General features: G+C 64.3%; 15 protein-coding genes and 1 pseudogene. 5 read left to right on the top strand and 11 right to left on the bottom strand.

Annotated elements, in window-relative coordinates; genetic code table 11:
• Window positions 1-93: 93 nt before the first annotated feature.
• The gene (locus AC0Z2B_RS15780; RefSeq protein WP_476297860.1) at window positions 94-2,556 is read right to left on the bottom strand and encodes a UvrD-helicase domain-containing protein; all 2,463 of its coding nucleotides are present in this window, start codon (window positions 2,554-2,556) and stop codon (window positions 94-96) included.
• Between the two features lie 264 nt (window positions 2,557-2,820).
• On the opposite strand from AC0Z2B_RS15780, the gene AC0Z2B_RS15785 reads away from it, so the two are divergent.
• Window positions 2,821-3,519, top strand: coding sequence for a pirin family protein (locus AC0Z2B_RS15785; RefSeq protein ID WP_416424189.1), 699 nt, complete (start codon window positions 2,821-2,823; stop codon window positions 3,517-3,519).
• 53 nt (window positions 3,520-3,572) lie between these two features.
• Here AC0Z2B_RS15785 and pgm read toward each other — a convergent pair whose 3' ends face one another.
• From pgm to AC0Z2B_RS15815, 6 genes are all read right to left on the bottom strand, one after another.
• On the bottom strand, window positions 3,573-5,213 hold the full coding sequence (gene pgm, locus AC0Z2B_RS15790) for a phosphoglucomutase (alpha-D-glucose-1,6-bisphosphate-dependent) (protein WP_476297862.1): 1,641 nt from the start codon (window positions 5,211-5,213) through the stop codon (window positions 3,573-3,575).
• Between the two features lie 123 nt (window positions 5,214-5,336).
• On the bottom strand, window positions 5,337-7,592 hold the full coding sequence (locus tag AC0Z2B_RS15795) for an ATP-dependent DNA helicase (RefSeq protein ID WP_476297863.1): 2,256 nt from the start codon (window positions 7,590-7,592) through the stop codon (window positions 5,337-5,339).
• Window positions 7,589-9,232, bottom strand: coding sequence for a VRR-NUC domain-containing protein (locus AC0Z2B_RS15800; RefSeq protein WP_476297865.1), 1,644 nt, complete (start codon window positions 9,230-9,232; stop codon window positions 7,589-7,591). The genes AC0Z2B_RS15795 and AC0Z2B_RS15800 overlap by 4 nt, the downstream gene beginning before the upstream one ends.
• Window positions 9,233-9,317: 85 nt before the next feature.
• A complete protein-coding gene (locus AC0Z2B_RS15805; protein ID WP_476297867.1) occupies window positions 9,318-10,715 on the bottom strand; it encodes a GntR family transcriptional regulator in 1,398 nt (465 codons plus the stop codon).
• The gene (locus tag AC0Z2B_RS15810; protein WP_476297869.1) at window positions 10,715-12,220 is read right to left on the bottom strand and encodes a hypothetical protein; all 1,506 of its coding nucleotides are present in this window, start codon (window positions 12,218-12,220) and stop codon (window positions 10,715-10,717) included. Before AC0Z2B_RS15810 ends, AC0Z2B_RS15805 begins: the two co-directional genes overlap by 1 nt.
• A gap of 439 nt (window positions 12,221-12,659) precedes the next feature.
• Window positions 12,660-13,676, bottom strand: coding sequence for a zinc-dependent alcohol dehydrogenase family protein (locus AC0Z2B_RS15815; protein ID WP_476297871.1), 1,017 nt, complete (start codon window positions 13,674-13,676; stop codon window positions 12,660-12,662).
• A 214-nt stretch (window positions 13,677-13,890) separates the two neighbouring features.
• Here AC0Z2B_RS15815 and AC0Z2B_RS15820 point away from each other — a divergent pair, with 214 nt between their 5' ends.
• Window positions 13,891-14,805 carry a LysR family transcriptional regulator gene (locus AC0Z2B_RS15820; protein ID WP_416424182.1) on the top strand — a complete coding sequence of 305 codons (915 nt, stop codon included), beginning with the start codon at window positions 13,891-13,893 and terminating at the stop codon, window positions 14,803-14,805.
• Between the two features lie 153 nt (window positions 14,806-14,958).
• A complete protein-coding gene (locus tag AC0Z2B_RS15825; RefSeq protein WP_476297873.1) occupies window positions 14,959-16,227 on the top strand; it encodes a tyrosine-type recombinase/integrase in 1,269 nt (422 codons plus the stop codon).
• A gap of 762 nt (window positions 16,228-16,989) precedes the next feature.
• Here AC0Z2B_RS15825 and AC0Z2B_RS15830 read toward each other — a convergent pair.
• The 4 genes and pseudogenes from AC0Z2B_RS15830 to AC0Z2B_RS15845 form a co-directional block, all read right to left on the bottom strand.
• Entirely contained in the window at window positions 16,990-17,208 is a 219-nt protein-coding gene (locus AC0Z2B_RS15830) for a hypothetical protein (protein WP_476297875.1), read from the bottom strand.
• A gap of 128 nt (window positions 17,209-17,336) precedes the next feature.
• Window positions 17,337-17,609 carry an ATP-binding protein gene (locus tag AC0Z2B_RS15835; protein ID WP_476298068.1) on the bottom strand — a complete coding sequence of 91 codons (273 nt, stop codon included), beginning with the start codon at window positions 17,607-17,609 and terminating at the stop codon, window positions 17,337-17,339.
• Window positions 17,610-17,727: 118 nt separating this feature from the next.
• A pseudogene (locus tag AC0Z2B_RS15840) lies at window positions 17,728-18,888 on the bottom strand (histidine kinase dimerization/phosphoacceptor domain -containing protein); the annotation flags it as partial.
• 219 nt (window positions 18,889-19,107) lie between these two features.
• Window positions 19,108-19,347: a response regulator gene (locus tag AC0Z2B_RS15845; protein ID WP_476297877.1), complete on the bottom strand. Its 240-nt coding sequence runs from the start codon at window positions 19,345-19,347 to the stop codon at window positions 19,108-19,110.
• Between the two features lie 65 nt (window positions 19,348-19,412).
• Between AC0Z2B_RS15845 and AC0Z2B_RS15850 the strand changes: the two genes are divergently transcribed.
• The gene (locus AC0Z2B_RS15850; protein ID WP_476297879.1) at window positions 19,413-19,685 is read left to right on the top strand and encodes a hypothetical protein; all 273 of its coding nucleotides are present in this window, start codon (window positions 19,413-19,415) and stop codon (window positions 19,683-19,685) included.
• Between the two features lie 471 nt (window positions 19,686-20,156).
• Window positions 20,157-20,375: a hypothetical protein gene (locus tag AC0Z2B_RS15855; RefSeq protein ID WP_476297881.1), complete on the top strand. Its 219-nt coding sequence runs from the start codon at window positions 20,157-20,159 to the stop codon at window positions 20,373-20,375.
• Window positions 20,376-20,848 lie beyond the last annotated feature (473 nt).

Genomic DNA, 20,848 nt, shown 5'->3' on the forward strand with positions numbered 1-20,848 from the left:
CCTGCATCGCGGCCAAGGCCGGCTCCTACCACGAACAGTGTAGGAGCCGACTTTAGTCGCGATGCAGGCGACGCCATTTCAAGACAGTTGCTGCTACGCAAGAGTGCGCAAGTCTTCGAAGAAGGGTTTGTCGCCGGCCACGTTGTCGGAAGCGCGAGGCAGCGCGGCGCTATCCTTGGTGGCCGGTTCCACGTACCAGTAGCAATGGCTGACCGCCCGCGTCACGGCCACGTAGGCCAGGCGCAGGGTTTCGTCCTGCTGGGCCTTGTCGTAGGCCTCCAGCTCGCCGGCCTTGCCCAACCCTGCCGCGCGGTACACCTGGTTCTTGTACGGCGAACGGGTGACGTGCTGGCAGTCGCCTAGCAGGAACACCGCATCTGCCTGCAGGCCCTTGGCGCTGTGGTAGGTCAGCTGCTTGATCTGCCGCTCGCCGGCGGGCCTGGCCTGGTCGCGCTGCAGCAGGGGCAACAGGTGCTCGGCGGCCGCGGCGCGGTCGCTGCCCTTGCGGAACAGCAGCAGTATCGAATCGCCGCGCTGGTAGTGCTCGGCCACGGTCAGGGCCATGGTCTCGTCGTCGCGGTCCAGCACCCGCACCGGCGTCAGCGTCTCGGGCTGCTCGCCAGCGGCGCGGGCCTTCTTGCCGGCGATGGCCGGGGCGTTGCGCACCAGGTGCTCGGCGGCGTCGATGATGTGCTGGTGGCTGCGGAAGTTGTCGGCCAGCATCACCCGGGTGGTGGCCGGCGACGGGAACTGCTTGGCGAACTCCATGAAATACTTCGGCGAGCTGCCACGCCAGCCGTAGATCGACTGCCAGTCATCGCCCACGCACAGCAGCGACGAATGTTGGGCCACACGGCCCACCGACAGCTGCGGGCCGCGGCTGCGGATCTCGCGCAAGGTGGCGCGCAGCCACGAGACGATCTGCGGCGACACGTCCTGGAACTCGTCGATCATCAGGTGCGACAGCGGCCGCAGCATCTCGTCGCCCAGCTGCCGCAGGTTCTCCGGGTTGTTCTCGCCGAACAGGGCGAACATGCGGTTGTAGGTCATCACCGGCGGCGACTGCTTGAGCAGATGCGCCTCGAACGCCTTCCAGTACAGGCTCAGGGCCTCGAAGAACAGCCGGTCGGTGTCGTCGCTGGGGAAGCTCATCTGGTTGACCGCTGCCGTGACGTCCAGCCCCAGGTTCTCGATGAAACCGGCGGCGCCGACGAAGCAGTCCAGCAGCGGCGCGGCCACCAGCTCACCCTTCACTTTATAGTCGAAGCCCGGCCCCGCCACGGCGTCGGCGGCCAGTGAGCCCAGCAGGCGGCGGGCCTGGGCGTAGTTTTCCAGCCAGATCACCGGCTTGGGGCAGAAGGCCTGGAACAGCGTGCGCTTGATCACCCACTCGGCCCACACCGGCAGCTTGGCGCCGGGGCGCTTCATCTGCTGGTCCTGGGACGGGTCGAAGCCCAGCACCACCCAGGCGTCCATCTCGGGAATATAGCCGTGGAAGTGGAAGCGGCTGCCGTTGATGTCCACGGTCTCGCGGCTGGGCTCGATGCCCTTGATTGGCCAGGCGCCGGCGTTGAACCACAGGTCTTCTACCAGGTCGCAGAGTTCTTCGTCGCGGCGCGACGACAGCTCGGTCACCGCCACGCGTTTCTGCACGTCGGGGTGGTCGCGGTCCAGTTCCTTGAGCTGCAGGGCCTGGCGGCGCAGCTGGCCGATCAGCTCGGCGAAGCGCTCGTTGCCCTGCATCAGGTCGCGGTAGGCCAGGTTCATCTGCTGGCGCTGGGCGTCGTTGAGGCGCAGGTCGAAGGGGTTGCTGTCGGCGTCTTCCTCGGCACCCGGCAGCGGCGCCTGGTTGCTGAGGTTCTCGAACGCACGCAGCTGGCCGAAGCCCGGCAGGCTGCGCACCAGCGGCAGGATGCGCGAGTGGAAGGTGCGCACCACCTCGCGCACCTGCTTGCCCGTGAGCTGATAGCCCCACAGGCCAAACACCTGCAGCACTTTATTGATGAAGTCCTTGCGCGACTCGCGGGTGAAGGTCACCACGGTCAGGGCATCCAGCTCCATGCCCAGGTAGTGGTGCAGCACCAGCATGCGCAGCACCAGCGAGGTCGACTTGCCGGCCCCGGCACCGGCGATCACGCAGGTGGACGGGGTGTCGCTGAAGATCAGCTTCCACTGTGCGGCGCTGGGTTGCGCCGCTGCCGGCAGGCGTTCGGCGACGTCGGCCTTGATGCGTTTTTTCAGCTCGGCGGTCAGGCCCAGCTTCCAGGCGTCGAACAAATAGTCGTCCACCCCCGGCACGCCGTGCTCGTCAGGGCGCGTGTCGCGGATCACCAGCACCTGCTGGCCCTCCTCAAAGCCCTCTACCCGCCCGCGCTCGTAGCCTTCGCGCAGGCCTTCGCCGTGGCCGCTGCGCTGGCCGGCGACGTGGCCATGGAACCAGGAGTCGCGGTGCTGCGCGCTGAGGCGGCTGAGGCCGCGGCCCAGCAGGCGCGCCACCAGGCGTTTGAGCAGGGGCAGTTGGGCGGGAGGGACAAGTTCTGCGGGGAGTTCGGACACGCGGGCACCAGCATGGATTCTGTAGCCTCAGACACTGCCAGCCAAACCTAGATGAATCAAGCGTTTACCACATAAACCTACAAACGGCCGCAGGACGCGTTCCGGACGCCGGAGACATATAACAGCTGGACGCAGCCTTTGGCAGCTGCTACGGGGATGCATCTATTTAGTTGATTGGTTTGGCGAATTTTTTACGCTTTTTTTCGATCTATGAAAGAGGGACACTAGCTCCGTGATTCAAATCTTCCACTTAAGGAGTGCACCATGATCCAGCTCAGACCTTTCGCGTCCTTGGGTGGCGCCAACCACGGATGGCTCGACGCCCATCACCATTTCTCGTTCGCCGAATACCATGACCCCAAACGCATGAACTGGGGCAACCTGCGGGTGTGGAACGACGACGTGATCGCCCCCGGCACCGGTTTCCCGCAGCACCCGCACCGCGACATGGAAATCATCACTTACGTGCGTGAAGGGGCCATTACCCACCAGGACAGCCTGGGCAACAAAGGCCGCACCGAAGCCGGTGACGTGCAAGTGATGAGCGCCGGCACCGGCATCGTCCACAGCGAGTACAACCTGGAAAAAGGCGCGACCCGCATCTTCCAGATCTGGATTATCCCGGACAAACGCGGCGAAGCACCGTCGTGGGGCGCCCGGCCGTTCCCCAAAGGCGAGCGTGGCGAAGGCTTCGTGACCCTGGCCAGCGGCCGTGCCGAGGATGATGTCAGCCTGCGCATCCGCGCCGATGGCCGCCTGGTGGCCGCGACGCTGAAAGCCGGCGAAACCGCCGAGTACGTGGTGGACGAAGGCCGCAAGGCCTACCTGGTGCCCGCCACGGGCGTGATCGAAGTCAACGGCGTGCGCGCCGTGGCCCGCGATGGCGTGGCGGTGGAAGACGAGCGTGTGCTGCGGGTAACCGCGGTAGAAGACGCCGAAATCGTGCTGGTGGACGTGGCGTAAACGAAAAAGGGCCTGCATTGCAGGCCCTTTTTTTATGCGGCAAGCGCGGCGTATCAGCTGATGGCGGCGTCTACCAGCACCTGCGCCTCGCCGACCAGGCGCTGCAGGTGCGCCTCGTCGACAAAGCTTTCGGCGTAGATCTTGTAGATGTCCTCGGTGCCCGACGGCCGCGCGGCGAACCAGCCGTTGGCGGTCATCACCTTCAGGCCGCCAATGGCCTGGTCGTTGCCCGGCGCGTGGCTGAGGATCTGCTCGATCTTCTCGCCCGCCAGTTCGGTGGACTTGACCTGCGCAGGCGACAGCTTGCCCAGCGCGGCTTTCTGCGCAGGGCTGGCCTTGGCTTCGACGCGGGTGGCGAACGGCTCGCCCAGGTCGCGGGTCAGTTCCTGGTAGGCCAAGCCCGGGTTGCGACCGGTGCGCGCGGTGATTTCCGCCGCCAGCAAGGCCGGGATCAGGCCGTCCTTGTCGGTGGCCCAGACGCTGCCGTCGCGACGCAGGAACGAAGCACCGGCGCTTTCTTCACCGCCGAAGCCCAGCGAACCGTCGAACAGGCCGTCGGCGAAGTATTTGAAGCCTACCGGCACTTCGTACAGGCGACGGCCCAGGCGCGCGGTGACGCGGTCGATCAGGCCGCTGCTGACCACGGTCTTGCCCACGGCAGCGTCGGCGCGCCACTGCGGACGGTTTTGGAACAGGTAGTCGATGGCCACCGCCAGGTAGTTGTTCGGCGCCAGCAGGCCACCGTTCGGGGTGACGATGCCGTGGCGGTCGTGGTCCGGGTCGCAGGCGAAGGCCACGTCGAAACGGTCCTTGAGGCCGATCAGGCCCTGCATTGCGTAGGGCGAGGACGGGTCCATGCGGATCTGGCCGTCCCAGTCCACGCACATGAAGCGGAACGTAGGGTCGACGTGGGTGTTGACCACGTCGAGGTTGAGCTTGTACTGCTCGGCGATGGCCGACCAGTAGTTGACCCCGGCGCCGCCCAGCGGGTCGACGCCCAGGCGCAGGCCGGCGCCACGGATGGCGTCCAGGTCGATGACGTTGCCCAGGTCCGCCACGTAGGTGTTGAGGTAGTCGTGGCGGTGGGTGGTGCCGGCCTTCAGGGCCTGCTCGTGGCTGATGCGCTTGACGCCCTTGAGGCCGTCGGCCAGCAGTTCGTTGGCCTTGGCCTCGATCCACTTGGTCACGTGGCTGTCAGCCGGGCCGCCGTTGGGCGGGTTGTACTTGAAGCCACCGCTTTGCGGCGGGTTGTGCGACGGGGTGATGACGATGCCGTCGGCCAGGCCCTGGGTGCGGCCCTTGTTGTAGCACAGGATGGCGTGGGACACGGCCGGCGTGGGGGTGTACTCGTCGTTGTGCGAGATCATCACCTGCACGCCGTTGGCGGCCAGTACTTCCAGGGCGCTGGCGGCGGCCGGGGTGGACAGCGCGTGGGTGTCGGCGCCCAGGTACAGCGGACCGTCGATACCCTGGGCCTGGCGGTACAGGCAGATGGCCTGGCTGATAGCCAGCACGTGCCATTCGTTGAAGCTTGCATCAAAGGAACTGCCACGGTGGCCGGAGGTGCCGAACGCTACGCGCTGGGTAGACTCGGCGGCGTCGGGCTGGACCGTGTAGTAGGCGGTCACCAGTCGCGGAATATCGACCAGCACGCTGGCTGGAGCTGGCTTACCCGCCAATGGACTGAGCTTCATGCATAACCTCGGAAAAGGGAAATCGGGGACACGTGGGGTCAGTTTACTGGCAGTTCGACCTCGACGCGACGGGTTCGATCCCCTCCCCGCATGAAAATTGACACATTGGCAGCCCCCACAGGTTCAGTTGACCTGCCACCACCGTGGCAACAACGCCTTCACCCGCCCCTCGCTGAAGCGGTCGTCAATCAACATCACCACCCCGCGATCCTCCTGCCCACGGATCACCCGCCCTGCCGCCTGCACCACTTTGTGCAACCCAGGGTACAGGTAGGTGTAGTCGTAGCCGGCGCCGAAGATCTCGCCCATGCGCGCCTTCAACTGCTCGTTCACCGGGTTGAGCTGGGCCAGCCCCAGGGTGGCGATAAAGGCGCCGATCAGGCGCTTGCCCGGCAGGTCGATGCCTTCGCCAAAGGCGCCGCCCAGCACGGCGAAGCCAACGCCCTGGCTGTGGTCGCTGAACTGGCCGAGAAAATCGCGGCGCTGCGCCTCGTCCATCTTGCGCCCCTGCAACCACAGCGGCACTTGCGGGTGCCGCTCGGCCAGCACCTCGGCCACCTGCTGCAGGTAGTCGAAGCTGCTGAAGAACGCCAGGTAGTTGCCCGGCTGGCGGGCAAACTGCTCGGTGATCAGGTCGGCGATGGGCGCCAGGGACGCCTTGCGGTGGTTGAAGCGCGTGGAGATGCTGTCGACGATGCGCACCTGCAACTGCTCGGCGCTGAACGGCGACTGCACGTCGATCCACGCACAGTCCGCCGGCAGCCCCAGCAGGTCGGCGAAGTAGCGCCGCGGGCTCAAGGTGGCGGAAAACAGCACGGCACTGCGCGCCGCCGCCAGCCGCGGGCCGCTGAGCGGGGCCGGCACCACGTTGCGCAGGTTCAGCTGCGCCTGGCGCCGCCGCCCTGCCCCTTCGCGCTGCTGGATGTCGAACACGTAGTGCTCGCCGTACAGCTCGGCCACGCGGGTGAACTGCAGCGCGTCGAAGTAGAAGTCCAGCCAGGCGCGGTCCAGCCCTTCGGGCTGCTCGTTGAACAGGTCGCCGATGGCGCTGACGCAGTGCAGCAGCGCCATGACGAACTTGTCCGGCAGGTGCGCATAGGCCTGATACGGCCCCTGCTGGTCCTTGTACAGTGCGTTCCACTCGCGGTTGAGGCGCTGCAGCGGGTTTTTCAACGCCGCCGGTGGGTCGCGGCGCAGCGCGCCCAGGTGGTACTGGTCGAGGCTGGCGCTGTACATGCCGCGAGTGCGGTCCACCAGGTTGTGAGCTTCGTCGGCCAGCAGCGCCAGGCGCCACTGGTTGGCCTGGGCCAGGCCGAACAGCAAGGCATTGAGGTCGAAGTAATAGTTGTAGTCGCCGATCACCACGTCGGCCCAGCGCGCCAGTTCCTGGCTCAGGTAATACGGGCACACCTGATGGGCCAGGGCCACCTCGCGCACCGCCTGCTGGTCTTGCAGGCGCACGTTGACCGCGGCGGCGCGGGCGGCGGGCAAGCGGTCGTAGAAGCCTTTCGCCAACGGGCAGGAGTCGCCATGACAGGCCTTGTCCAGGTGCTCGCAGGCCTTGTCCCGCGCCACCAGCTCCAGGCTACGCAGGGGCAGGTTCGGGGCGCTGTCGCCCACCTGCCGCAGCGCCTCCAGGGCCAGCTGGCGGCCTGGGGTTTTCGCGGTGAGGAAGAAGATCTTGTCCAGCTGCTGCGGCACCAGCGCCTTGAGCAGCGGGAACAGCGTGCCCAGGGTCTTGCCGATGCCGGTGGTGGCCTGGGCCATCAGGCAGCGGCCGGTGCTCACGGCCTTGTAGACGGTTTCGGCAAGGTCGCGCTGGCCCAGGCGGAAGTCGCCATGGGGGAACTTCAGCTCGCGCAGCGCCTGGTCACGCTCGGCGGCGCGCAGCATCTCCGCGCGCGCCCAATTGAGGAACAGCGCGCACTGCTGGTGGAAGAACGCCTCCAGCTCTGCCGCCTGCCAGCATTCCTCGATCAGGGTCTGACGGTCGCTGTCGACGTCCAGGTACACCAGCGCCAGGTTGAGCTGCGCCAGCCCGTCGCGCTGGCACAGCAGCCAGCCGTACACCCGGGCCTGGGCCCAGTGCAGGTGGCGGTGGTTGGCGGGCTGGCGCTCCAGGTCGCCGCGGTGGGTCTTGATCTCTTCCAGGCGGTTGCGTGCCGGGTCGTAGCCGTCGGCGCGGCCGCGCACACGCAGCGCCTGGTACTCGCCCTCCAGCGCCACTTCGCTCTGGTAGCCGGCACCGCGCCCGGCCGTGACCCGGCGGTGGCCGGCCATGCCTTCCTGGGCGGTGGGCGACGGCGTGAAGCGCAGGTCCAGATCGCCCAGCTTGGCGGTGAATTCGCACAGGGCGCGCACGGCGATGCGGTAGATCACGGCTGCGCCCACTGCACGTAGCAGACCTGCACCGGCATCTGGTGGCGGGCGCAGAAGTCCAGCCAGCGCAGTTGGTTGTCCTGCAGGCGGTCGCCCGGACCCTTGACCTCGATCATCTGGTAGCGGCCCTCCTCGGGCCAGAACTGGATCAGGTCGGGCATGCCGGCGCGGTTGGCGGCAATGTCCTGCAGCAACCGTTCGAAGCAGTGCTGCAGGTGCGTGGCGGGCAGGCAGCGCAGGGCCAGTTCCAGCAGCTCTTCGGTCAGCGCATGCCAGTACACGAACGGCGACGCCAGCCCCCACTTGTCGCGGTAGCAGGCGCGGATGCTGTGCTGGTAGCGGCCGTCGTGCAGTTGCGCCAGGCAGGCTTCGAACAGCGCCGCGCGGCGCTGGCGGAAGTCGGGCTGGTGCAGGTCGGTGGGGCCGCTTTGGAACGGGTGGAAGAAGGCACCCGGCAACGCCGCGAAGATGGCCGGCCAGCACAGCAGGCCGAACAGCGAGTTGATCAGGCTGTTCTCCACGAAATGCACTGGCGCCCCTGGCTGATGCAGGTGCAGCGCCACCCGCTGCTCGACACTGAGGTCGGGCTGCTGCGGCAACGCCAATTGCCATTCGTTGACCGCCGCCTTCGGCGCCTTGGGCAGCGCCGGCAGCCCCAGCTTGCGCCGCAGGCGCGGCAGCACGCGGGGAATCTGTTGGGCTTCGGCAGCGCTTTCCGGCGCTGCCAGGGCGCTTTCGGCCAACGCCAGGGCCTGTTGGTACTGCTCGCACAGTTCCAGCACCCGCACCCGCCGGGCGCGCGCGCCGGGGTAGGCGCACTGGGTATAGATGGCCAGGGCGTGCTCCATCAGCCCCTGGCGCTCGCACTGCTGGCCCACCGCAAACAGCAGCCGGTCACGACGGCCCTGCAGCCAGGGGTTCGCGCTATTCAGGGCGGCGATGCGCAGCAGCAGCGGTTCCAGCAACCCGCCCTCTTCCAGCGCCTGGCGGCAGCCTTGCAGCTCGAGGCAGAAGTCGATGTCGGCGCGGCTCTGCAGGCCGCGTGAGGCCGGGTCCAGCTCCACCTGTTCATAGCGGTAGATACCCAGGTCGGCCAGCACAAACTCCGACCAGTCCTGGCGCAGGTTGCCGAAGAACAGCAGGCGCAAGCGGTCACACAGCGGCCGCACCGGCAGGGAATAGACCTGGTCGTCCAAATTCGGGCACCAGGCGGCGAACGGCTGGGGCGCTGGCGCTGCGTCCAGCAGTTCCGCGAGCATCTGCTCCTTGCGCAGGGATGCGCGGCTGACCTGCCCCTTGAACAGCGCCAGCAGCTCGGTCTTCTGCAGCACCTCGAACAACTGCGCCAGCGACAATGGCGCGCCACTGTCCACCCAGCCGGCCTGCAGCAGCGGTTGCACCGCCTCCCGGGTCGGACCGATCTCGCCGTACACCAGCTTGCTGGCCCGGTACAGCGGGCCCTTGCGCATCACCATGCGCACCAGCAGCGCCTGGGCGCCGCGCGGCAACTGCACGAAGCCGTCGAGGAAACGCTGCTCCTCGTCGTCCAACAGGTCGGCGTAGCGCCGCCCCAGCCAGTCCAGCACGCGCTGGAAGTTGATGAGGTAGTAGAACGGGTCGTCGAGGTTGCCGGGGGTCACGATCTGTACAAGTGCCGAGGGGAAAGGCACTGGTTATACATACAGACCCACCCTTTTGGCAAAGCCTTTTGGACCGGTGGCCGGTTCAGGGGCTGGCGGTCTCCAGCCGCTTGCGCTCCTCGCCAAACGCCTCGGCCAAGGCCTTCATCAGCGCCTGCAAGCCCTCGTTGTCCAGGCCCAGGGCGTTGATGCGCAGGTAGCGATCATGCAGCCCATGGGCGCTGAACAGCGGCCCCGGCTCCACCACGTGCCCTTGGGCCAGCAGGCGTTCGAACACCCGGCGCATGTCCAGCGGAAAGCGGCTGCGCAACCACAGGCCAGTGCCGCCCGCCGCTTGCACGGCGATCAGGTAGCGCCCCAGGCGGTTTCGCACCTGGCGGTCCAGGCGCCACAGCTGTTGCTGCAGGTGCATGCGCAACGCCGGCAGGTGGTCGTCGAGCACGCCTTGGTCCAGCAGGCGTGCCACGGCTTTCTGGCGCAGCGGCGGCAGGCGCATGGCGCGCCGCTGGAACGCGGTGACCAGGGCCCGCGCCGCCCCAGCGGCCAACAGGTAGGCAAACGGCGCTTCGGCGCCCAGCCAGGGCTCCAGGGAACCGATCACCAGCACCCGCTGGGCCGCCATGGATTCGCGCAGGCTGCGCCCCGGTTCGAAGCCCAGGGCGCCCTGCACGTCGTTCTCCAGCAGCCACACGTCGTAGCGGGTGAGCAGCAGCGCCAGGCTGTCGAGGTCAGCGGCCGGCATTCGCGAGCCCTGCACGCTGCTGAAGCCGGCATCCATCACCAGCAGGCGCACCGGCACGGCATCCAGGTGCTCGCGCACGCAGTTCAGGTCCAGGCGGCCATCGTCGGCCAGCGGCAGCTCGATGATCCGCGCCTTGGCCAGGCGCAGCGCCTGCAGGATCAGCGGGCAACAGGGCGACGCCACCAGCACCGGCTCATCGGCCAGCACCAGCGCCTCGAACAGGATGTCCAGCAACCCGCGCAGGTCGTTGCCCAGGTACACATGGTCACCGTGCCAGGCGTGGCGCGGGCCCTGGGTGTAGCGCGCGGCCAGGGCGCGGCGCAGCTCCGGGTCGCCGCAGGGGTGCCAGGCCGGTGCCGGCAGGTTGCCGTATTGGCGCTGCACCTGGCGCTCCAGGCGCAGCAGCGGCACGTCCAGGGCCAGCAGGGCTGCCTGGCTGCCCACCTGGCGGCGGTGCTCGGCCTGGATGCGCTGCAGCAGGTCACTGCCGTCCTTGGCCGGGATGGCCCGGGCCGGTGGCCGTGCGTAATAGCCGGACTTGGCCAGGGCGTAGACCCGGCCCTCGTTTTCCAGCAACGTGTAGGCGTACTGGATGGTGGACACCGACACGCCCAGGCGTCCGGCCAGCGAGCGCAGCGACGGCAGCTTGAACGGCACCCCCGGCTCGCCGGCATCCACCAGCGCCGACAGGTAGCGATACACCGCCTGGTAGGCAAAACCCTGCAGAGATTTGATGGTCATCAGCGGCCACACACCCGTTCCAGTGAAGTTGTCCCGGTAACCGGGTCCAGCGTCGGCACCCGGGCGCCGTCCGGATCACTCGCCCGCAGGCGCGCAATCAAGGTCTGCGGCCCGGGGCCACAGGCGCTGCGCTGGCCATACAAGCGGCGCAGCGCCACGATCGGCAGGCCACTGGTGTCAGCCAGCCAGCGCGCAAGACGCTCGTCGTTGCGGGTGCCCTGCAGCACCTGATGCAGCGTGGCCAGGCTGTCGACCCGCCGCGGGTGGCACCGCTGCAGGTAGGTCGCCAGGTGCCGGCCGCTGTCGACGAAGGGCGCATGCAGCATGCACACCAGTTGCACGTCCTCCACCTGGTAGGCGGCCCGCCCATGCTCCTCGGCCAGCGCCCGGCGCTCCTGCAGCTTGTGCGGGTCGTCGTAGGCCGACAGCATCAGGTCCACCAGGTGCCCCGGCGAGCCTTTGCGCAGCATCAGCTGGCGCGCCGCCGCGAGGTATTCCGCGACCCCTTCGCCATAGCTGCGCTGCTGCAATTTTTCCGCGCCCAGGCCGCGCAGGTGCGCCATCAGCAGCGGGTTGGCGCACGCCGTCTCGCTGAAGCCCATGGCCAGGGCGGAAAAGCGGAAGCCCAGGAACTCCACCAGCAGGCGCCAGTGCTCGTGGGGCGCGGCGGCGAGCAGTTCGTGCATGTCCACCCGGCACACCAGTGCCTTGCGCCGCGACCGTGGCAGGCGCCGGGTCACCAGTTTTTCCCCATACAACTGCCGGTGGAACGCTTCGCCCACCAAGGCAATGACCTCCAGGGCTGCCTCGCCCTTGTCCCGTGGAGCCTCCGCCGCGCCGAGACCGGCCTGGCGCGCGGCGTGCAGCCCCCAGGCCAGGTAGCGGCGCCGGCGCCCGGGCGGCTGGCCACAGACCAACGCGTGCACGCCGCCGCTCCAGGCCATGACGCGCTGATAGAAGTCGGCACGGCCCAGGTAACAGCCGTGGCACAGGCCGACCCGGCCCTGCCCACCGCCCAGGTGCCCGGCCACCAGGAAATCCGTGCGGTTGCGCAGGCGCGTAGCGGCGGACAGCGGTGCCAGCGGGTCGTAGGGCTGTACCTGCTGGTCATCCACCACCAGCAACTCCACCCGCGGGTCGTCGTGCAACGACAACGCCGCATAGCCGCGCTCGATGTTGGCCATCACCTCGTCGCCCATGCCCGAGTGCCGGTAGGTGGCCACCCGCAGCAGGAAGGTCGCCGGGTAGCGCACCGCCAGGCTCAGTTGCGCCGCGCGCACCATGGCCAGGCACTGGCCGCTGGTGCTGCCGCCGCCGTGGGCCACCAGCACCTTGAACTGCGACAGCCGGTCCAGCCCGCCGGCGGCCACGCCAATGCGTTGCACCAGCAACTGCAACGCGGCCCGCTGGGCGTGGGTAAAGTGCGCCAGCAAGCGCTCCAGCACCTGCTGGTAGATGCCGTTCATGGCTTCGCGATGGATAACGCTGACGTGATGGATTGACACGCATGACACCGATAAGTGGAGTGGTGATTGACCCTCGAGATGGTAGGTGGGGTGGCTGGGGGAAAAACAGTGACAGTAAAAGCGCAAAAACCAGTGCAGATGCCAGGTATGGCAAGGCACCAACGGCAAAAGCGCCAGCCTAGAGGGCTCGCGCAACCGCCAGAGGCAAATTTGTAGGAAATTTCGGAGGAAGTTACGGAAGGATCTGGCGGTTATTTGGGAAGGATTTTCAACCCAACCCCCATCCCCAGACAAACAAACAAGGCTGGCAACGCCTATGGCCCAGGCCATGGCACGGTGCAACAAATGTAGATGCTGCCGCCAGGCTGCGTCGCGCCGTGCGGACGGCGCTCGATCTTGGGCGCGCCCCATAAACCCAAGCCGAGCCCGGGGCGCTCATGACGCGGCCTTCGGCCGCTGCTACGGGTGGAGTAGTTACTCAGGCGAGGCTCAACGCAATCCGCCCGCCGCATGGGCACTCGTCCATCAACTTGTGCGCCTCCACGAACTGCTCGAAGGCGAACACCCGGGTGATCTGCGGCACCAGCACGCGGTCTGCGGTCAGCTGGTTGATCTCGCGCAGCGCACGCTGCAACGCCGCCTGGTCCTGGCTGATGCCCAGTTCGGGCTTGCCGGTGAAGTTGCCCAGGCAGTGCACGTAGAACTGGATGTTCTTCTGGAACGCCGCACACGCCGGGAACGGGGTCTGGTTGCCGCCCTGCAGGCCGTACAGAATCAGGCTGCCGCGCGGCGCCAGCACATCACCCAGGATCGACATCTGCGGGCCGCCCAGGCCGTCCAGCACCATGTCCACGCCGCGGTTGTCGGTGTACTTGTTGATGGCCATCAACAGGTCCTGCTCTTCGGTGACGATGACCTTGCTGGCGCCCAGCGACAGCAGGTAGTCACGCTCATCGGCAGACTTGGTGGCGGCAATCACCTTCAGGCCCAGGGCGTTGCCCAGCTGCACGAAGGACGGGCCGGCGCAGTGGCTGGCATCAGTGACCAGCGCAGTCTGCCCCGGCTTGGCGCGGGCCAGCTCGGTGTAGGCAAACGACGCGATCAGGTACGGCGTGTAGTGCACCGCCGCTTCGACGGGCGTGAGCACATCGGGGTAACGCGTCAGGGCCAGCGCCGGCAGCACGATGACCTCGCCGTACACCGGGTACTGGTTGGGGCTCTCGGCCGGGAAGCTGGCGACCTTGTCGCCCACCGCGAAGCCTTCGACGCCGCTGCCGACCGCTGTCACCACACCGGCCATCTCGTGGCCAAGGCCTGCGGGCAGACGTGCCTGGGACGGGGCCAGGTTCTGGCGCCAGAGCACGTCATACCAGCTGATGCCGATGGCTTCGACGCGCACCTGCACTTCGCCCGGGCCGGGCAAGGCGGCCGCATGCTCTTCGCACTTGAGCACTTCGGCCGGGCCAAACTTGTGAAAACGGATCGTGCGGGACATCGCAAACCTCGCCTTTTTAACCTCTAATGCCATGAACTCTATCCGGGCTTTACCGGTTAGACCACCCGTGGCCATTAATAGTCGACATGCCTGACATTGATTGCGCGATGACTTGCGCGCCAGGCAAAACTGAATTTACCCGTGCAGATTAACAGCCTTTGCCCGTAAGATTCATGCATGAACCATTTGTCACCCTTGCATTGAAGCGAGCCCGATGAATCGAAACGACCTGCGCCGCGTCGACCTCAACCTGCTGATCGTGTTCGAAACGCTGATGCACGAGCGCAGCGTGACCCGCGCCGCCGAAAAACTGTTCCTCGGCCAACCCGCCATCAGCGCCGCGCTGTCGCGCCTGCGCGGGCTGTTCGACGACCCGCTGTTCGTGCGCACCGGGCGCAGCATGGAACCCTCGGCGCGCGCCGTGGAAATCTTCGCCCTGCTGTCGCCGGCCCTGGACTCCATCTCCACCGCCGTCAGCCGCGCCTCGGAATTCGACCCGGCCACCAGCACCGCGGTGTTCCGCATCGGCCTGTCCGACGACGTCGAATTCGCCCTGTTGCCGCCGCTGCTCAAGCGCCTGCGCGCCGAAGCCCCGGGGATCGTCCTGGTGATTCGCCGCGTCAACTACATCCTCGCCCCGCCGCTGCTGGCCTCGGGCGAAATCTCCATCGCCGTCAGCTACACCAGCGACCTGCCGGCCAACGCCAAGCGCAAGGTACTGCGCCGCAGCCGCCCCCGGCTGCTGCGCGCCGACACCATGCCCGGCCCCATCAGCCTCGACGACTTCTGCGCCCGCCCCCACGCACTGGTGTCGTTCGCCGGCGACCTCAGCGGCTTCATCGACACCGAACTGGAAAAACTCGACCGCAAGCGCCACGTAGTACTGGCGGTGCCCCAGTTCAACGGCTTGAGCACCCTGCTGGCCGGGACGGACATTGTCGCCACGGTACCGGACTACACCGCCGAGGCGCTGACCGCGGCCGGTGGGGTGCGGGCTGAAGATATGCCGCTGGAGATGCCGGGGTTCGAGCTGCACATGGCGTGGCGGGGGGCGCAGGATAATGATCCGGGGGAGCGGTGGTTGAGGTCGCGGATTCAGATGTTTTTTGGGGACCCCGATAGTTTGTGACCGAGTTCCACTAACTTCCATTAATTACTTACAAAACAACAATTTAGCGCTAAATCTTGTCCGCTGCCGTCCGTCCAAATCCACTGATTTCCAAGACCTCTGGGGGTATATTTAGGGTAACTGTTCATTTTACGAAAACGGTACCCCCAGCAAATGCCCCCTGACAGCCCCCCCGCTTTTCGGCGCAAACTCAGCGACGCCTTCGTCCGCTCGGTGGACCAATCGGGCAAATACGCCGATGGCGAAGTCCCCGGCCTGTTCCTCCAGGTGAGGACCTCGCTGAAAGCTGGCAAGCCGGCGTCCAAGTACTGGCGGCTCAAGTACCGCCTGCACGGCAAGGAAAACCTGTTTGCCGTCGGCCGCTATCCGGACATTGGCCTCAAGGAAGCACGCGACATCGCCCGCGCGGCGCGACGCGACGTGGCCAACCATATTGCCCCGCTCAAGGCTAAGACGGCCAAGCTCGAGGCCCAGTTGCTCAACGAGGCGCGCACCTTCCGCTACGTCGCCGAGCAGTGGCTGAACTTCAAGTCCGCGGAACTGGTGACCAAGTCCGTCTCCGGGTTCACCGGTGCGCTCAATAATCACGTCCTGCCGCGCATCGGCGACAAGCCGGTCAGCGAGATCAAGCTGGAGCACATCACCGCCATCCTCACCGAGCTGCGCCGCCAGCGCATCATGGCCATGGCACGCCGAGTTCGCACCATCATCCGCGCGGTGCTGGGATTTGCCGAAGGGCGCGGCTGGGTCGAGCGCAACGTGGCGCTGAGCAACATCGAGGAACTGAAGATTCGCCATGTGGTGAGCAGCAACCCGGCGATCGAGCGGCCGGCGGACCTTGGCCGCTTTTTGCTGCGCCTCGACGACCGTAGCACCGGCGCCGTGGCAGCGGCCATGCGCCTGCTGGTGATGCTGCCGGTGCGTCCCGGTGAGCTGGTCAGGATGCGCTGGGAGGACATCGACCTAGTCGGCGCCGACTGGCGCTATGTGGTCAGCAAAACCAAGCACCTGGACCGTAGCAAGCACATCGTCCCCTTGCCCGAGCAGGCCCTGGTGCTGCTGCGCGAGCTGCGCAAGACGCGTGTGGTGGATGATCAGGGCAACGGCTGGGTCTTCGACTCGCCAGTCTATCCCGGCCGGCCGATCAACCCGACCTCCATGCTCAAATCGTTTCAGAAGATCTGGCCGGAGTACGACATCACCGCCCATGGATTCAGGGCCACCTACCGCACCATCGCCCATGAACACCTGGGCATCGATCCTATCGTGCTGGAGCTGTCGCTGTCACACCGCATGCCGGGCGCGCTGGGCGCGGTGTATGCGCGTGCGCAACTGCTGGTGCAGCGCCGGGAAGCCGCCCAGCAGTGGGCTGACTATCTGGACCGGTTGCGCAAAAACGCCGGGGCGGATGTGTCGGATTGACGTCTTAAAGCTGCTTTTAGACCGATTAGTCGAGACGGGCATGTCGCTACCGCCCTTCACGATGGACAGGCGGCGTGGGGTGATCGGTGAATGATGGAATGTTTGCTGTCCGGAACCGACACGATCCTCCCTCATTGCGCTGTCACCAGGCTGCGCGGTCTCGCTAGCGCCTGCCGGTGTCGTTGTCCGTCGATGTACCTGCTGCGACTACACAGGTGAGGGTGAGTGCATGCGGATGGCGTCCAGGGCCAGCGTCCAGCAACCTGCGCTGGCTCAATCACCGCGAGTTGAACGTGTTGCGCATCATCACCCAGATCATGCCTCACCCGTCCCGCCCCCATCTCCAGCTAAGCTCCTCCAATTCCCGGGCGCTAGCAGGCATGCCACTGGCTCCGTTGATTGCCTTCCCGTCGGCAAGGCGCGAAGAAAACAGTCATGAGCACAAGCTAGTGTGGTCTTATGACTCAGGCGTGCCGTTGACGCTTGGCCAGGCGACACACAATGAGAACGCCAGAGGCGTTTGGGCAGACACTTCAGCTGGCAACCGCAGAGCTTCGAGACGTCATCCGGGAAAATGCTCGGCTGGCCTTGGCCGGCGAGACCCGCACCGCCTCAGGGATTACAGCCCAGCATCGGGAGGTCGAGACCTTGCGTCGTCGCCTGCCCTTAGTCAAGACGGTGAAATTCGGAAGCGGCCGCCTCACAAATTAGAACGGCATGACACCGTCAGCTTTACGAAAGCGCCACCCTCCTGCTGCTCTGCTAAAACCAAGCTGAGACAATTGATGAGGCCCAACGACTTTTTAGGATTTGCTCTGCTTTTGAGGTTTTTACCGCAACAACCTTTCCGTCAACGATGGTCACGTTCACGTACCCCTGATCATTCAACTGAAGGAGCAGCGTGAAATCCAGCGGGTTAACGGGGCGCGGATAATCCTCAGCGAGCGAGGACAAAAGCGTTTGAGCTTGGGGTTCGAGCATGAAGGTGTGCCGATTGAGTTCTTAATCGCAATCTACCTCCCCCCACTCTCGGAGTTCATCCAGGACTTGCTCGGCGTGGAGGGTTTAGCTGGCGCTGATGGTAGGCGACACAGAGTGATGACTGATAATCAAAGTTTGAACCGCACCCGAATGGTACTCGTGGCGACTTGACGATCTACCGTGACCGAGTCATTCCCGAAACCCGAATAGCTCTTTACCAGTCGCATTCCCAGTCCGGTACCGGTAGGTTTCGGATAGGACTCCGGAAAGCCGGCGCCTTCGTCTGCAACGGTGATCAGCGCATGATGCTCGGTTTCCTGGACATCCACGATTATGGTGCCTTTGCCATATTTGAGCGCATTCGTTACTAGCTCAGAGATGACCAGCCCTAGAGGTGCCATTCTTTCCGGCGCAAGCAAGAATGGATCAACGTGAAGAATGATTTCGCGATCCCCGAAGGCTTTGCGGATGTCCTCCAACAGTGCCTCCAGATACCCTTGCGCACTGACGCCCTGATCACAAGCGCCCTGGTAAAGCCTCTCATGTACAGAGGCGATGGTCAGCACACGACCCGCAGCGGTTTGAAGCTGTTGCTTTACGGCTTCGTCCCCAGCAAGGTTGGCTTGCAACAAGAGCATGGTATTGACGAGGTGCAGGCTACTCCTAACCCGGTGATGAATCTCTTCCAGATGAAGATCACTTCTCGCCAACTTGTTGTGCTGAAGCTCGATGAGAGAAGCGAGTTCTGCCTGGTGATTGCGCCGCTCGGTGACGTCACGAGAGACCGCGATGATTTTCTCAATTCCGCCATCTGCGCCAAAAATGGGGGCAGTTGTGACGTCCCACCACTTCGGCTGTCCTTTGGCCGTGGGGCAAAACGACTCCAAAACGCACGGACTCGCCGTTCGAAACACGCTGTACTGCGTCAAGGACGGTCTGTTTAGATTCGTCCGGCCATAACTGTACCCATGGTTTCCCGTAAATGCGATCCAAGCTGTCGATTTCCATCTGACAGAGGCCCGTTTCGTTGAAGAATTCAACGTCCCCTTTTAGCGATAGGATCTTCACGCAGTCTGGGCTGGCGTTTAGGATGCTCTCGGAATAGAGCTGATTTCCCTTGGCCTCTTGGTCAGCAATTTTGCGGTCCACTGCCATGGATATCACACTGGCAATGCCCTCCATGAAGACCAAGTCGCTTTCGATGAAATCGTCGCCATCGCTAATGTCGGCTTCCAATACGCCGTAGGGAACAGAGCTGCCCCGGATCGGGACATTGATAGCACGCTCAATCCCGTACTTTTTCAGCAATGATGGGGTTCTGAATCTGTGCTCTTGGCCCAGATGATTGGAAATGACAGGACGATTGGTTGCGAACGCATACCCTGCAGGGCTGGCTTCATCAGCGCCCACCCGGGCATTGCCTATATCCTCCTCATTCCAACCCACCCCGTGGGACAGAACGAAGTCGCCATCCTCGGGGCTCACCCTCAAGATCTTGGCAAAGCGCGTGTTCATTCCCCGAGCAACGGTGGCGCATGCACGCGTTAGCAGGTCATCAAGCGCTGAGCTGTTCAGCGACTTGACGCCAAACTCGACAACCAGCTCATGCTGTTTTCTAAGCCTTGTCTGGCAAATCTGTAACGCCGCACGTACTGTTTCGTCAGCTGACATTTCTTGCATAGGCGTTCCAGAGGAGCGATGTCGTCCCCGTACATCCTTTGTCAGAGGTGTGCACGTGAAATCTGTTTGGAGGAAAAATGTTCGTTCACTCTACACAACCGGTCGAAAATGGGACAGATATCCACCTAGCCGACTGGAACCCAGTGTAGCAGCGAGCGGGAGCCAAATACCTGAGGGAGGCCCATTATCTATGCTTCTCACTATCCCGAAGCCCCACCTCTAGATTTGAGATGAGTTGTCTGGCTGTTTGAACCTTCGATCCAAGCTCCAAGGCTTCTGAAAGAAGGCCACGCCCTCCGGCAGGTCATTCCCGATTTCGGCGCCGAAGCCGGTGGTCACGATCACAGGTACAACTGGCCATCGCTGTCTCACCATAAAGGCCAACTCTCGGCCGCCCAGTTGCCCAGGCAGTGTGAAATCAGCCAACAACAGCTCGCATTTGGTCTTTGGTTGCATCATGTCCATCGTCCGCCGTGAGGAACGCCGCGCACTCCCCAGCCAATTCGTAGAACATACCAACAAGGATGCTTTGCATTAACGCATCGTCCTCCCGGTTGGTGGTGGGCAGCGACGGCAAGAGCTCCTTGGGCCAGCTGGCCCGCCTGGGCCGCCAGGAAAGCGACAACATCGCCAGCGTGATCGAGCAGATCGACCCCAGCCCTCTCGACCCGACCGTGGCCCGCCTGAGTGACGCCAGGCGCGTTCATATCGATGACTTGCGCCAGTTCAGTTCGCTAGCGTTGTTCATGGCCTACGGCCTGGGCATCCTGCGGCCCTACGTCAGCCTGCTCGAGTGAAGCGGGCAAGGGGTGGCCGACGTACTGGCACAGATGGAAGCCGGCGACGTGCTGGTGGTTGCCAGCTGCTTCCCCTATACCCCAAGCGGGTTGGTGACAGGAGCAGTGGCAGCCCGCCGAGGCATTGAGCGGATTACCCTGACGGACGCGGCCAGCTCGCCACTAGATGGCGGTGCACAGTTTCTATGTGCCAACCATACCTGTTTAGCAACAGCATGTGTGTGTTCATGCTGCTGGCCCAAGGGCTGCTCAGTGCTGCGGGCACCGCTATGGGGGACGCGTCGGTTGACACGCTCAAACATCGAAAAGCGCCGATTTCAAAGCTCAACTCATCTATGTGAGGACGTGTGCCCCCCATGATCAGCTAGTGAGGCAAGCTGTGCTTTTTAAAAAAGGATCCAGCTCGACAAGCGGCACTCTCCGCTAGTCACTTGAGGCTAAGATTTCTGGATCGTAATGTAGGTTTCGCCCATGAAGATGCCGACTAATCCAACCGAAATGCGAGCCCTCCTCCTAACGCAGTGCCCGTGGGTCGCCGAGGAACTGGCGAAGGTTTCTGACTTAGAACTGCTGGAGGCCATGATTACTGCGTATCAGTTGATCATCGCCACCAAAGAAACTCAAATTGCCAATACGCGAAGGCGAGTGGACGAGATTGCACGCGCTTTACATCCCCAAGTTCTGCATTAGCCCCGTGGGCCATTGTCACTATCTTCGGCACGCCCATCCCCTCTTTCTCATCCATTTGCCGCCCAGCCACATGGGCTTGAAGTGTTGTACTTGGCTGCAGATCGACAACATATTGAATGCCTACGCCGATTGCACCCTGATACCTATCAGAAATGCCGCCACGCCTAGCCTCCCACCTGTAAATCTTATCGGCCGGCGTCGAACTGCGAGCTAATACTCTGCAATAAAGGCGGTATGTTGACTTGAAAAAAAGCCTTAAAACTCACGCAATAATCTTGCGCACAAATAGTATGCGCAAAACAAAAGCAGTTCGGGAAATAATTAGTTGTTTCTGCCGCAACATCGTCATGCTATAACGCCACCATAGATTTTTTCGCGTTGGTATGGATGCCGCTATTTTGGGAACCGGCATGCTAAGCACCCGTATCGCGGCGTGGAATACAGAGTGGCGTTTAGGAAGCGGTGTCATTTTT

Source organism: Pseudomonas sp. GYB4201 (assembly GCF_056312595.1).